We start from the raw sequence: 14,413 nt of genomic DNA, 5'->3' as shown, positions 1-14,413 counted from the left end.
CGTTGCCACGCAATTTAACCATGGCCCCGCTGTCAGGCCGTTCGCGCCACGCAGGTTGCACTGAGCCGGCCTATCAATTCGTCCAGCAGTTGCACCATTTCCAGACGGTGATTCAGGTGAAACTCGGCCGCCGTATCGACCGACCGTTCGATGCGAACCGTCAGCAAGTCATCCCGTTGCAGCCTGAAGACATCCTCGTCGGTCGCATCGTCGCCGACATACAGCACACTCGTCGCGCCGCTGGCCTCAAGCAAGCGTTCCAGCGCAGTCCCCTTGTTCATGGCGTCGGACGGCAGGAGGTTGAACACGCACTTCCCGCCGATGACGCGAGCCTCCGGCATCAAACCCGCGAACAGCTTACCAAGATGCATTTCTGCGCTCTCCCGGTCGCGCACCATACGGTAGTGGATGGACAAGGAATAGGTTTTGTTTTCAATCCAGATGCCCGGCTCAAAAATTCCACGATCGTTCAGTGCTGCCGACAGACGCTGCTCCCATTGCTGGCAAAGCTGGCGGAAGCCCTCCGCATGATGCTCCCAGCCCGGAATTCCTTCAATACCATGGTTGCCTGCGACGTAGTCCGGCAGAAAATCCAGCCGCAGTCCGATGTCCTCGACCGAGCGTCCGGTAATGATGGCAACCTGCGCACATTCCGAAAGCGTCACGAGCCGACGCGATACGGCCGCCGGTATGGAGGCGCGCTCCGGTTCCTTGACGATCGGCGCCAGCGTGCCATCGAAGTCGAATGCACACAGCATGCCAGGTTTGACGATGTGATCCAGGCGCGATGCGCCACACTCAAATAACGGTAAGGACATATTTACACCACCCGGCGCAAGTGCCGGCGACTATGTGAATGAATCTTCGACATGACCCGTTCGCGCTGGCGCAGCCGCGCCGCGTCCACCAGCATATGGCCAGCCCAACGGTAGACATTGAAGTCCCGGACCAGCGCCCGCATGCTGCGCATGCGCTCCCGCTGCTCCGCCTCCGGCATGGTCAGGGCCCGATATAACGCCTCCGCGCCCTGCTCGATGTGATAAGGGTTAATGATGAGCGCCTCATGCAGCTCGCGCGCAGCGCCGGTGAACTGGCTCAGCACAAGGACGCCGCGCTCGTCTTCACGTGCAGCGATGAATTCCTTTGCGACGAGATTCATGCCGTCGTGCAGGCTGGTGACCATGCAGACGTCAGCGGCGCGATAGTAGCGCAGCAGCTGATCCTGCTCATGATGCTCGGTCTTCAGGATGATGGGCAGGTAGCTGCCGATCGAAAAGCGCTGGTTGATGCGCTGGGCGAGGCCGCGCACCCGCGCCTCGAAGTTCTGGTATTCCTCGAGCGACGAACGGCTGGGTGCGGCAATCTGGACGAGGCTGAAGCGCCCCACCATGTCAGGATTCATCTCCAGCATCCGCTCGACCGCCTGGAAGCGTTCAATAATCCCCTTCGTATAGTCGAGGCGGTCCACGCCGATACCAAGCAGATGATCCGGCGGCAAAGCGAGCGCCTTGCGAATGCTGGAGTGGCAGGCGTCCACGCTGTCGTCGATGGCGCCGCCTTCTTCGGGCCACGCGATGGATATCGGATAGTGCTCGACCTGCGTCAGCTCGCCGCGATAGGTAATGGTGGATGCTTCCGATTCAATACGCGTTTCCAGATAGCGGTCCACCGTCTCAAGGAAGTTCTTGCGGTGAAACGGCGTATGGAAACCCAGGATCGTGCTGCCCAGCATGCCCTCGAGTATTTCCTCGCGCCACGGACAGATACCGAAGGATTCGGAATTCGGCCACGGGATATGCCAGAAGGTGATGATGGTCGCCTTCGGCAGCACATCGCGCACCATGCGCGGCAACAAGGCAAAGTGATAATCCTGGACCAGCACCACGGGATCGTCGGTATTGGCTTCCGCAATGACCGCGTCGGCAAAGCGCTGGTTGACCTCCACATACTGCTCCCAGTCGGAGGAGCGGAACACGGGCCGGACATGCGCAATGTGGCATAACGGCCAGAGGCCTTCGTTGGCGAAGCCATAGTAATAGCCCTGCTCTTCCTCCTTCGACAACCACACGCGCCGCAGCGTGTAGCTCGGATGCGCCGGCGGCACCGCAACCCGGTCATGCCGGTCGACGACCTGGCGGTCCGCCGAACCGCTGCCGTGAGCGATCCAGGTACCGGAACATGCCCGCATGACTGCTTCCACCGCCGTCACCAGGCCGCTGGCCGGCCGACGTACCTCGATGCCGTTGGGCGTCGATACATGGATATAAGGCTCGCGGTTCGACACGACGAGCACCTGGTCGCCCGCCAGCTCGCCTTGCAGCAGCGACTTGAGTTTATCCGGTGTCCACAGCTGTGAAAAACTGGCCTGGTGCTGGCGCTCGAGGTGATATTCGTGCAGCAGAGCCCGCAGGTCACCAATCAGCGGCTGCATTTCTGGTGGCGCGCGCTTGAAGGAACGTGGCAACAGGTCTCCGCGCAAGATGCCTTTGACGCCATTGACCCACCCGCGCCAGCTGACATGGGCAATGAAAACTGTGATCAGTGAAATGACAACTGCCAGTAGCGCAAAAAAGTAGATGACGTACTTCTTGGTGTCAGCGCTGCGCCGCTCGATGAAACTCATGTCATGCACCAGGATCAGCTTTCCCAGATCCTGCCCGTCCTGTTGCAAGGTACTCTCGGCAACATGCACCGGCCCGCGCGGCAATTGCACGAGGGATTGCCGTACCCCGCCCTTCTCGGGAGCGCTCCAGCACCCTAATGCGTCAGGAAAGGTTGTCGTCTTGTAGAGGAGAGTGCCGTCGTTGCCGCAAAAGCCGAGTGCATACAAACGCTCATCCTGGATTGCGCGCTCGAATAGTTGCATGACGCGCTTTTTCGACTTCTCCGGCACGTAGTCTCGCAGCGGCTCCTGCAGCGTGCTGGCAAGGAGTTGCGAGCGGATATCCAGGTCGCGGACGAACCAGCGCAGTGTCAGTGTGTCCATCAGCGGAACGACAACATACGCAAACGCCGCGACGACGAGTGCCAGCGGCAGTATGAATCGCAATGACAGTCGCAAGGAACGAAATGGCATGCGCTCTTCCTCCCTCAGGATGCCATCGTGCCTGCGGCACGAGGTTTTGCGGACGCGACCGGCATTTCAAGATCCTGCGACGAAGGCGGAACAAGATGCAGCGTACGAGTCGGGTAGGCAAAGGAGATGCCGTACTCGCGGAAACGGCGCAACAATGCCAGGTTGATGCGCTGCTGTATGTCCATATATTTGTTGTAATCCGGGTCAAGCATGTAGTACACGACCTCAAACTGCAGCGCGCTCTCGCCATACGACTTGAAGTGCGCGCGGTCGAAGCGCGTGCTCGGCGCGCAGGCGTCAACGATCTCCTTCACGATCTGCGGAATGCGCTCGACGTCGCCCACCGGGGTGTCGTAGGAGATGCGGAATTCGAACAGCACGCGCCTCTCCTGCATGCGCTTGTAATTCCTGATGCGCTGTTTCAGCAACTCGGTATTGGAAAAAATAATTTGCTCTCCGCCCAGGCTGCGCAGCCGGGTGGTCTTCATGCCCACATATTCGACCGTACCCATGTAGGAATCGACAATGATGAAATCGCCGATCACAAAGGGTTTGTCGAGCGCGATTGACACCGAAGAAAAGATGTCGCCGAGGATGTTCTGCACCGCCAGTGCGACGGCGATGCCGCCGATGCCAAGACTCGCCATCAGGGTGGTGATATTGAAGCCGAGGTTGTCCAGCATGACCAATGCCGCGAGCACCCACACGAGGACGCGTGCTACAAGGCCGGCAAGCATCAGGTGCGTTGCACCTGCAGGATTGATCTCGCGATGGCGGGCGAAAGCGCGCTCGGCCGAGACGGATACCATCCGCGTAGCCCACAGCGCAACCTGCGATACGAGAATGACAATCCATGCGTAGTGGAGCCATCGGTCATGGTGCGGCGCGAGATCGAGCTGACTTGCTCCGGCAAGCAGGGAAACGCCGACGAAGAAAGGCAGCCGTGTCGCGCTGAGGAGTTGCTCCGGATAGCTGAGGAACTGGAGCCTGCCGGCTGTCGCAAGCTTGCGCAACTGGCGTGAAATGAATGCCTTCAATATGAGCAAGGCGGTCAGGACACTCGCAGAAACCGTTACTGCGAGCATGGCGTCGTACGACACAAAGTCAAATGCATCAGTCATGGCAACTCCTGTATAACCCGTACCACTATGGCGTTGCTGGGTAGATGTGTCGCATTCCTTGCGGAATGGATCAGAAGAAAAGCATCCCCCGCATCGGGGGAATGAAGAGGCCGGCAACCTCGTTGCAAAAAGCGTTTCCGGTATTACTACATCGTAAAAGGCAGCGGCTGCAGCCCGTATCCTTCGTCAACCGCTTCAATCACGTCCAGCAGGGCTCGCAAGCCCGTGTTCAGTTTCGACAGACTGTCCTCGTCCAGCTTGCGCAAGGCTTCCGGCAGCAAACCGCGCGCCGGCGTCGGCGCGCGCTGCAGGAGTTCCTTTCCTGCCTCGGACAGCGTTAGTTTGACGACCCGATGATCCTCGTCATCGCGGGTCTTGACTACATATCCGCGCTTCACAAGCATGTCCAGCAAGTTGCTGGTCGTTGTCTGGTGAATTGCGAGCTTTTCGGCGACTTCGCCGACACGCAGGCCCGGCACTTCGGCGAGCTCCTGCAGTATCCAGAGCTGGGCACCGCTGATACCGCATTGCTTTTCGATCCATGCGGAATGGCGCTGGGCTGCGCGAATCACGATGCGCAGCTTTTTGAGGGCATCGACATGCGTCATGCCGCCTGCGTTTTCGCCTGATGGCGCTGCGTTGCCCTGCTTTTTCCTGGTCGCCATTTTTCAACTCCGCCGATATATTGCCCCAAATATATATTCGGGGCAATACGTTTTACCAAATTAATTCCGGCCCGTTATTCAACCTTTAATCCGCGCCGTTCTTCGCCCTCTTAAAACACCAGCACTTCTCTTCCTTTGACACGCCTTGAATAAGGACATATTGCTGCTCGCCGGTATTGCAAGAACATCTGTGACACATGGGGTAACCGAGTAGCGAACGGAAACGATCAGCCATCATTTTCGCGACAAATGGCCATATTTCACTAAGATGTAAGCAATACGTCAGCTGCAGGTGAAAAAGTTTCACTCCGCGATCGGAAAGATAACCGTATTCTTGCCCGATCCATTCCACTCACCTCAAATTCCACGCCACGATGATGAAGCCGCAATCGCATACTCCTGCCCGTCCGATCCGCAAGCTGCTTGTTGCGAACCGTTCCGAAATCGCGATCCGCGTCATGCGCGCTGCTGCAGAGCTGGGCATTCGCACCGTCGCCGTGTATGCCGCCGAAGACCGCTTTGCGCTGCATCGCTTCAAGGCGGACGAGAGCTATCTGGTCGGCGAAGGCAAGAAACCGATTGCCGCTTACCTCGACATCGAGGACATCATCCGCATTGCGAAGGAAGCGGAAGTGGACGCGATCCACCCCGGCTATGGGTTCCTGTCGGAGAACCCCGACTTTGCCGAAGCCTGCGCAAGGAACGGCATCGTGTTCATCGGCCCCAAGCCCGACGTCATGCGCACGCTGGGCAACAAGGTCGCCGCACGCAATGCCGCGATCGCTGCGAACGTGCCCGTGATGCCGGCCACATCGGCCTTGCCGCACGACATCGAAGATGCGAAGAAGCTGGCAGCCCAGGTCGGCTACCCGTTGATGCTGAAAGCAAGCTGGGGTGGCGGCGGACGCGGCATGCGCGTGATCGAATCGGAAGCGGATCTGCCCGGCCAGCTCGAAGTCGCACGCCGAGAAGCGGCGGCTGCATTCGGCAACGACGAGATGTATCTGGAAAAGCTGGTGCGCCGTGCACGCCACGTCGAAGTGCAGCTACTGGGCGATACGCACGGCAACCTGGTACATCTGTTCGAGCGCGACTGCTCAGTACAGCGGCGCAACCAGAAGGTGGTCGAGCGCGCACCGGCACCTTACCTTGACGAGAAGACCCGTAACGAGTTGTGCGACGCTGCGTTGCGTCTTGGCAGCGCCGTCAATTACACGCATGCCGGCACCGTCGAATTCCTGATGGATGCGGACACCAACCAGTTCTACTTCATCGAAGTGAACCCGCGCATTCAGGTCGAACATACCGTGACCGAGCAGGTAACCGGCATCGACATCGTGAAGGCGCAGATCCGCGTGTCCGAAGGCATGAGAATCGGCGAGCATGATGCGCACGAGGCTGGCATCCCGGTGCAGCAGGATATCCGCCTGAATGGTCATGCACTGCAGTGCCGCGTGACCACCGAGGATCCGGAAAACAACTTTACGCCGGATTACGGTCGCCTCGTCGCCTACCGCAGCGCGGCGGGCTTCGGCGTGCGCCTCGACGGCGGTACCGCCTACTCCGGCGCAGTGATCACGCCTTATTACGACTCGCTGCTGGTAAAAGTGACCGCCTGGGCACCGACCTCAGATGAAGCGATCTCACGCATGGACCGCGCGCTGCGCGAATTCCGCATTCGTGGCGTATCAACCAACCTGCCGTTCCTCGAGAACGTGATCAACCACACGCTGTTCAAGTCCGGCGAATGCACGACGCGCTTCATCGACACCACGCCGGAACTGTTCCAGTTCGCCAAGCGCCGCGACCGCGCGACGAAACTGCTGCGCTTCATCGGCGACGTCGTCGTCAACGGTAATCCGGAAATGAAAGGCCGTCAGGGAATCGCCGGCGTCCTGCCCTCCCCGATTCTTCCCTCCACCGGCAAATCCGGCACGATCGTTCCCGGCAGCCGCGACAAGCTCAAGGAACTCGGTGCGGAAAGGTTCTCGCACTGGATGAAGGACCAAAAACAGATCCTGATCACCGACACGACGATGCGCGACGCGCACCAGTCGCTGTTCGCAACCCGCATGCGCACCGCCGACATGCTGGCGATCGCGCCGTATTACGCGCGCCTGCTGCCTAACCTGTTCTCGATGGAGTGCTGGGGCGGCGCGACCTTTGACGTATCGATGCGCTTCCTGAAGGAAGACCCGTGGGAACGCCTGGCGCAATTGCGCGAAGCGGTGCCGAACATCCTGTTCCAGATGCTGCTCCGCGCATCGAACGCCGTCGGCTACACCAACTATGCAGACAATGTGGTCAAGCACTTCGTGCAACAAGCTGCGGCCGGCGGCGTTGACCTGTTCCGCGTGTTCGATTCGCTGAACTGGGTGGAGAACATGCGCGTGGCCATCGACGCGGTGCGCGAGACCGGCGCGCTGTGCGAAGGCGCGATCTGCTATACCGGCGACCCGTTCGACCCGTCACGGCCGAAGTACAGCCTGCAGTACTACGTCAAGATGGCGAAGGAACTGGAAAAGGCTGGCGTCAATATCCTCGCGATCAAGGACATGGCCGGTGTATGCAAGCCGCACGCCGCCAAGGCGCTGATCAAGGCGCTGAAGGAAGAAGTCGGCCTGCCGATCCACTTCCACACGCACGACACCTCCGGCATTGCCGCAGCCTCTGTGCTGGCAGCCATCGAAGCAGGCTGCGACGCGGTCGATGGGGCGATGGACGCGATGAGCGGGCTGACGTCGCAGCCGAACCTCGGCTCGATTGCCGCCGCGCTCGACCATACGGATCGTGATGCAAAGCTGGACAAGCAGGCTCTGTTCGCCATCTCGCAATACTGGGAAGGTGTGCGCCGCCAGTATGCTCCGTTCGAAGCGGACATGCGTTCCGGCACGTCGGACGTGTACCGCCACGAAATGCCGGGCGGGCAATACACGAACCTGCGCGAACAGGCGCGCGCAATGGGCATCGAACACCGCTGGACCGAAGTTGCGCAGGCCTATGCGGACGTGAACCAGCTGTTCGGCGACATCGTGAAGGTGACGCCGACATCGAAGGTAGTCGGTGACATGGCGCTGTTCATGGTTGCGAACGACCTGACATCGAATGAAGTCAAGCATCCGGACAAGGAAATCGCCTTCCCGGAATCGGTGATTTCGCTGTTCAAGGGTGAACTCGGCTTCCCGCCGGATGGCTTCCCGAAGGACCTCGAGAAAAAGATCCTCAAGGGCGGCAAGCCGATGGAAGGCCGCCCCGGCCAGAACCTGCCGCCAGTCGACCTGGCGCAAGCGAAGGCCGATGCCGAAAAGGCAGTCGGCCGCAGCATCACCGAGCAGGAGCTCGCGTCCTACCTGATGTACCCGAAGGTGTTCCGCGATTACGCCGAGCACCGCCGCCAGTATGGCGACGTCTCCGTGTTGCCGACGCAGGTGTTCTTCTATGGTCTGAAGGAAGGCCAGGAAATCTCGGTCGACATCGACCAGGGCAAGACGCTGGTGATGCGCCTGCAGGGGCGTACCGAGCTGGAGGAAGAAGGCCAAAGCAAATTGTTCTTCGAACTCAACGGCCAGGCACGCATGGTGCGCGTTGACAAAGCGGGCGCGATCAAGCAGGTGACACATCCGCGCGCGCAAGACGGCAACGCCAACCATGTCGGTGCACCGATGCCGGGCATGGTAGTGACGCTAGCCGTGAAAGCCGGGCAGAAAGTCACCAAGGGTGACCCGCTGGTGTCAATCGAGGCCATGAAGATGGAGACGATGATCCGCGCCGAGCGCGACGCAGTGGTCAAGCACACACATGTCAAACCGGGTGCTGTGGTCGCGGCGAAGGACCTGTTGATCGAACTGGCGGATTAAGCGTCACGGCATTGGGAAAAGGCCTGCGGCTGCAGGCCTTTTCTTATGTGCTCGTATCGTTCTGGCATTACCGTTACAACTGCGACCTGGCTTGAGCCATATAAGCACCGAGGTGCGTGAAGCCGATTACTGGCCCCCATAGAGGTACGGCCGTTGCACTTCTCCCCGGAACCGATTCATATCTTCGTTCCCTGCCAACCTACTTGAGCAGTGCAAGCGTCGCCGGGTCGCGCTGCCCCTCGAAATACTTTTCCAAGCAGGTATTGAAGATCGCGTTGTCAGGCGTTGCACACGCAAACAGCGTCATAGAAGACCGGAATTTCAGGTCGTCGGGATAACCAAAGATTTCCTCGATGGTGCGCCCTTCTATTGCAGCAACTAATTGGCTACATTCCCTTAACCTGAATCCGAGCACGGGATGGGCGAGATAGGCCTTTGCCTCGTCCAAGGTAGAAATCGCATACAAACGAGCGACCGCGCTGCGCCCCAGCCCAGCAATCTGCGGGAAAATGAACCACATCCAGTGGCTTTGCTTCTTTCCGGATTGCAGCTCTGAACAGGCAGTGCCGTATACCGGTGCCTGTGCATCGAGAAAGCGTTGCAGGTGAAATGGGTCGTCCATGTCTCCCCCGGTAAGAGTCACGTGACGTTACTATGCCTGAAACGTGGCATGCAGCAGCAGCGGACTTCGAATAAATGGAAAAACATGATCTACGCAAAGTTTCTTCATATCTTAGGGTTCACCGTCTGGATTGGTGGCATGTTCTTCGCGTATATGGCGCTACGTCCGATCGCGGCAATGCGACTTGAGCCGCCTCAGCGGCTCGCGCTCTGGGAGGGTGTGTTCGGCAAATTCTTCCCATGGGTATGGCTGGCGATAGCACTGATCTTCACCGGCGGCCTCTTCCGCATGGCGCAGATGGGTATGCCGCCGCTCTATGTGATCGTAATGTTCTTGCTCGGTACGGTGATGACCGTCATCTTTGCGATCATTTTCTTTGCGCCATATGCACGGCTCCAGCAAGCAGTCGCAGCAAAGGACTGGAAGAGCGGGGGGACGGCGTTGGGGCAGATACGCAAGTTGATTGGCACCAATTTAGTCCTTGGCCTGCTTACGCTGGTGATCGGTGCACTCGGGCCGGTTACCGCCTGATTATTTTGCTGCTTGCTTGTGCCGGCTGTGGACGACGCCGGAAGACATCTCGCGTTGAATCAGGCGGTCAACCGGTTTATCGTTACGGCTCTTTAGCACCCCGGCTTTGCCCAGATGCGGTACCAATCGCCAAACACTGCAAGCCCCTTGTCGAGCGGAGTGGCAGGTGCAAAGCCCACCCAGTCGCGCAAGCGTGACGTCTCCGCATAAGTAGCCGGCACATCGCCCGGCTGCATCGGAAGAAATTCGATATTGGCCTTCCGGCCAAGGACCTGCTCCAGCGTGGCAATGAAGTCCATCACCCTGACAGGTTGATGGTTGCCGATATTGAACACCGTATGTGCCGGTGACTCGGCAGTGGCAGGAGTCGGCTTGAACAGCAAGCGGACGACGCCTTCGACGATATCGTCGATAAAGGTAAAGTCGCGCTTCAATTCGCCATTGGCGAATACCGGTATCGCCTCACCCTTCATGATCTTCTGCGTGAAGCTGAAGTAGGCCATGTCCGGCCGCCCCCACGGGCCGTAGACGGTAAAGAAGCGCAGTCCGGTCATTGGCAAATGGTAAAGATGGCTGTACGAGTAGGCCATCAGCTCATTCGACTTCTTTGTCGCTGCATAGAGAGAGACAGGGCTGTCACTCTTGTCGCTTTCCTCGAACGGCACCTTGGTATTGGCTCCATACACGCTGCTGCTGCTCGCATACACCATATGCCGGATACCATGCCGGCGGCAGGCTTCCAGCATGTGCGAGAAGGCAACGAGATTGGACTGGATATAGGCAGCGGGATTCTGCAGCGAATAGCGCACACCGGCCTGTGCAGCGAGGTGCACCACATGCGTCGGCCGGTACTTTTCGAACAGCTGCGCAACGTGCTGAGCATCCGACAGTTCCGCATGCACGCAATCAATGGAACGCGGCGCCAGCAGCGAGGCGACCCGGTCATGCTTCAATTGCGCCGTGTAATAGGCATTGAAATTATCGCAGCCCAGCACACGATGGCCCATGTCCGCCAGACGCGCAGCGACAAAGCTGCCAATAAAACCGGCCGCACCGGTGACAAGAACCCTTGTTTCCATCTTAATCCCCTGCAATGACCATGAAGGCTGCTGCGCCGCAGTCCGCGGCTTATTCAGACCGGCGCTGCAATATCAGGCTGCAGCCGCCCCCAGTTGCCTGTCTTCCGTTTTCGACCGCTTCAGTTCGGCATACAGTTCGACATAAGCCTTGACTACGGCTTCTTCACTATGGGCATTGGCAGCCATGTGTCCTTCGTCGACCAGGGTTTGCAGCTCGCTGTCAGAAAGCGCCAGCATCTTGCGCAGACCATCGGCCATTGCATCGGGGTCAGCAATGGGAACCAACAGCGCGTTCTTGCCCGGATCGATCAGTTGCTGTGCACCCTCATTGCGAGTGCTTAGCACTGGCAAACCGTTGGTCCAAGCTTCGAGAATGACGTTGCCCAATGGCTCATGTCGCGACGGACATACAAACAGGTCGGCCAGTCTGAAATACGGAGCGGGGTCGGCCTGCCAGCCTGCAAAGCGGACCCGCTGCGATACGTTCAGCTGCTGTGCCAGTGCTTCGTACTTGGCACGCTCGGCACCGTCCCCTGCAAGCACCAGCATCAGGGGCCGGCCACGATGTGTATCGGGCAGCTTGGAAAAGGCTTCGATCAAATCATGAAAGCCCTTCTTCTCGATCATGCGGCCAAGCGCAAAAACGACGAATGCGTTGTCCGGCAGTTGCAGGGACTGACGCACCTTGGCTAATTCGTCCCCAGATACGTCACGAGGTTTCGGTACAAAATTGCCGATATAAAAAATCCGTTCCGCCGGCAGGCCTTGCTTGACAAGGTAATCACAGATATCCTGTGTGTTGCCCACCCATGCTTCCGCGTGGTCGTAATTGCCGGGAATCGAATAGTACCCGCCGAGGCGCGCCACATGGACCGCATTGCTTCCCGCCGGCAGGCGCGTGAGGCGACTGGCACGGCTCATATAGGTCTGCACGATGTCCGGTTGATGCTTCGCGATGAGACGGCTGAGTTGCCAGCGCGACCAAAGGTCCCACTTTGATGCAAAAGGCAGATGCAACTGCGTAACGTCGGAAGAAAGGAGCGTGGAAACTGGTGCTCCGGGGCGAGTTATGGCGATCGTCTCGTGGCCGGCTTTCGTAAGGGCTTCGACCAGCCTCACGAAAAAGCTCTCTGCGCCGCCGAGTTCCTTGCTGCCAATAATGTGAAAAGTCTTAATTTTTATTGCCAAGAAAAAGGAATTGAAGCGGCTATTCTACCCACTTCACTCACACAGAGACAATGGCGCGTGCCTCCTTGCCGCTCATTGACATTAGTAAAACGGATGAGGCTAGGCGTTGGGAACCTCCGCATCCCGGCAACCCGTTCCGAGGCAAACCCAGAAGCAAAAAACCAGCAAGACAATCTCCGAAAAACTGACCTGCCATGCTTCATCGATAGCGCCAGCAATGAAAGAGCGCATGCTCAAAACCGCGCCCTCACCCCCACAAACAGCCGCCTTCCCGCCGCAGGCTCAAAGTATCGCTGGTTACCCTCATTCACGATCACCGACCCTGCGTAATGCTTGTCGAACAGGTTGTCGACGCGGCCGAATGCATACATCGTTGTCCGCCCCAATGCGAACTCGTATCCCGTACGAAAATTGAATACCGCATAGCCCGGCGCGGCATCGGTGTTCGCGTCATCGACATACGCCTTGCTTTCGACGCGCATCTCGAGGCCCAATGTCATGGCCGGCAGAGGACGGAATTCGATCTGCGTAAACAGGCTATGCACCGGCGCACCCGGAAGGCGGTTGCCGGCGGCGATGACGGCGCCCTGCGCATTGGTGAAAGGCTGGCGGAAACGCGCATCGAGGAAGGTGTAGCCGAGCTGTGTACCGAACCTGTCCCATTGCGCTGCCCATGACAGTTCGAATCCACGGCGGCGGACCTTGTCGACGTTCTGGAAGATGGCACGGCCGTTCTGCGTGGTCAGCGGCACGATCTCGTCGCTGCTGGTGGCGTTGAACAAGGCGGCATCCAGCGTGTGACGGCCATGGCGCAGCTTCATGCCGATCTCGCCCTGATTGCTGCGGGACGCTTCCAGCGACAGATTCGGGCCTGATGCATCGGGGCGGTAGGCAATCTCCGTCAAGGTGGGCGTTTCAAATCCGCGGCCGATATTGCCGTACACATTCAGGTCTTCGCTGGCGTGCCATACCAAACCGGCGACCGGGCTGGTGTTGCGAAAGGTGACGCTGCCGCTGTCGTCAGGACTGGATAACGTGACATAGCGGTCATCGACGGCCATGCGCACGCGGCTGGTGCGTATGCCGGCGGTTGCTTTCCATTGCGGCAGGAAGGTCCAGTCGATCTGGCCGAAGACGTCGACGTTCTCCGCCGTATCGACTTCGTCGCGCCGCAGATCTCCGGCAGTGCCGTTGTTGTTCACATAGCCGCGCCGTTTCTGGTCCAGTTCGTCCGCTTCAATGCCGATGGTCCAGTTCAGCGGCAAGCCATTGGCTTTCGTCCTGTGCGCCCAGCTGACGCCGACGCCGCGAAAGCGGTTGTCGAGGTCGACCACGCCACCGGAAGAGGTAGGCGCGCTGCCGCTGAAGGCGAGCATCTGCCGCACTTGCCGCGTGCCGCCATAGGCACGGGCATGCAATGTATCGGCGACGGACAGCGCATGATCGACGACTAAGCCACCCTGCTGCTGCTCGACGCTTTTACGCGTATCGAATGCGAGCGCATTCGGCACCACCTGGCGCGGATCCCGTTCAAACTGCACGCGCGTGAGGCCGAGCGGATCCTGCGTGTCCGGCTGGTCGAAGCGATTGAAGATGCCGGTGATGGTGGTGTCGCGCGATGGCCGCGCAAGCAGCTTGGCATTGACCTGCGTGCGCTTTGCCGCGCTGTGGTCGCGGTAGCCGTCGGTGGAAAAACGCGAAACGTCAACCAGCGCACCGAGCGTTTCCGTTCCGCCGCCAATGGACACATCCAGATGCTGCTGGTCATAAGACCCGGCGCCGGCAGACACGCTTGCGTACGGCCGATCCGGCGCCAGTGGCGGGGCGGCCGTGAAGACCTGGACCACACCTCCGGCAGCATTGCCATACAGTTGCGCGACTGGTCCGCGCAATACTTCGATGCGCTTGGCCGAAGTCAGGCTGGCAGTGGCTGCCTGCCCTTGCCCGTCGGGCATCGTGGCCGGGATGCCGTCGACCAGGATGCGCACGCCTCGCACGCCAAAGGTGGAACGCGTGCCGAAGCCGCGAATCGAGACTTGCAAATCCTGCGCATAGTTCTGCCGCTCGCGGACCTGGATGCCGGGTACGGCGGCGGTGAGTTCGGAGAGATTGACCAGTGAGGAAGGCGTGCGCAATGCGTCTACCTGCACCGCATCGATCGATGCCGGCGCATCGAAGCGGCGCTGCTCGCCGCGGTTTGCCGTCACGACCACCTCATCAAGCCTTTTGGCTGGTTCGTCTTGCGCATGCACAAGATGTTGTGCCATGCAGAGC

At 59.3% G+C, this 14,413-nt stretch carries 10 protein-coding genes; 2 read left to right on the top strand and 8 right to left on the bottom strand.

Annotated elements, in window-relative coordinates:
* Window positions 1-32 precede the first annotated feature (32 nt).
* The 4 genes from otsB to ACYVIA_RS14880 all read right to left on the bottom strand — a co-directional run bounded on the left by otsB (window position 33) and on the right by ACYVIA_RS14880 (window position 4,862).
* Entirely contained in the window at window positions 33-818 is a 786-nt protein-coding gene (otsB, locus tag ACYVIA_RS14895) for a trehalose-phosphatase (protein WP_460842081.1), read from the bottom strand.
* A gap of 2 nt (window positions 819-820) precedes the next feature.
* Window positions 821-3,076, bottom strand: a complete 2,256-nt coding sequence (locus ACYVIA_RS14890) for an alpha,alpha-trehalose-phosphate synthase (UDP-forming) (protein WP_460842079.1) — start codon at window positions 3,074-3,076, stop codon at window positions 821-823.
* A 14-nt stretch (window positions 3,077-3,090) separates the two neighbouring features.
* Window positions 3,091-4,197: a mechanosensitive ion channel family protein gene (locus tag ACYVIA_RS14885; RefSeq protein WP_460842077.1), complete on the bottom strand. Its 1,107-nt coding sequence runs from the start codon at window positions 4,195-4,197 to the stop codon at window positions 3,091-3,093.
* Between the two features lie 146 nt (window positions 4,198-4,343).
* Window positions 4,344-4,862, bottom strand: coding sequence for a MarR family winged helix-turn-helix transcriptional regulator (locus ACYVIA_RS14880; RefSeq protein ID WP_460842074.1), 519 nt, complete (start codon window positions 4,860-4,862; stop codon window positions 4,344-4,346).
* A gap of 374 nt (window positions 4,863-5,236) precedes the next feature.
* On the opposite strand from ACYVIA_RS14880, the gene ACYVIA_RS14875 reads away from it, so the two are divergent.
* Window positions 5,237-8,719: a pyruvate carboxylase gene (locus tag ACYVIA_RS14875; RefSeq protein WP_460842073.1), complete on the top strand. Its 3,483-nt coding sequence runs from the start codon at window positions 5,237-5,239 to the stop codon at window positions 8,717-8,719.
* Between the two features lie 199 nt (window positions 8,720-8,918).
* On the opposite strand, the gene ACYVIA_RS14870 is transcribed toward ACYVIA_RS14875, so the two are convergent.
* On the bottom strand, window positions 8,919-9,341 hold the full coding sequence (locus tag ACYVIA_RS14870) for a DUF1810 domain-containing protein (protein ID WP_460842071.1): 423 nt from the start codon (window positions 9,339-9,341) through the stop codon (window positions 8,919-8,921).
* An 84-nt stretch (window positions 9,342-9,425) separates the two neighbouring features.
* Here ACYVIA_RS14870 and ACYVIA_RS14865 point away from each other — a divergent pair, with 84 nt between their 5' ends.
* The gene (locus ACYVIA_RS14865) at window positions 9,426-9,872 is read left to right on the top strand and encodes a CopD family protein (protein WP_460842068.1); all 447 of its coding nucleotides are present in this window, start codon (window positions 9,426-9,428) and stop codon (window positions 9,870-9,872) included.
* A gap of 92 nt (window positions 9,873-9,964) precedes the next feature.
* Here ACYVIA_RS14865 and ACYVIA_RS14860 read toward each other — a convergent pair whose 3' ends face one another.
* The 3 genes from ACYVIA_RS14860 to ACYVIA_RS14850 form a co-directional block, all read right to left on the bottom strand.
* Window positions 9,965-10,951, bottom strand: a complete 987-nt coding sequence (locus ACYVIA_RS14860) for an NAD-dependent epimerase/dehydratase family protein (RefSeq protein WP_460842066.1) — start codon at window positions 10,949-10,951, stop codon at window positions 9,965-9,967.
* A 72-nt stretch (window positions 10,952-11,023) separates the two neighbouring features.
* Window positions 11,024-12,139 carry a glycosyltransferase gene (locus ACYVIA_RS14855; protein WP_460842065.1) on the bottom strand — a complete coding sequence of 372 codons (1,116 nt, stop codon included), beginning with the start codon at window positions 12,137-12,139 and terminating at the stop codon, window positions 11,024-11,026.
* A gap of 233 nt (window positions 12,140-12,372) precedes the next feature.
* On the bottom strand, window positions 12,373-14,406 hold the full coding sequence (locus ACYVIA_RS14850) for a TonB-dependent receptor family protein (protein WP_460842063.1): 2,034 nt from the start codon (window positions 14,404-14,406) through the stop codon (window positions 12,373-12,375).
* Window positions 14,407-14,413: the final 7 nt, after the last annotated feature.

This window comes from Noviherbaspirillum agri, from assembly GCF_054780595.1.
Note: the sequence above shows the minus strand (reverse complement) of the source record. Positions and strands in the feature narration are given on the sequence as shown.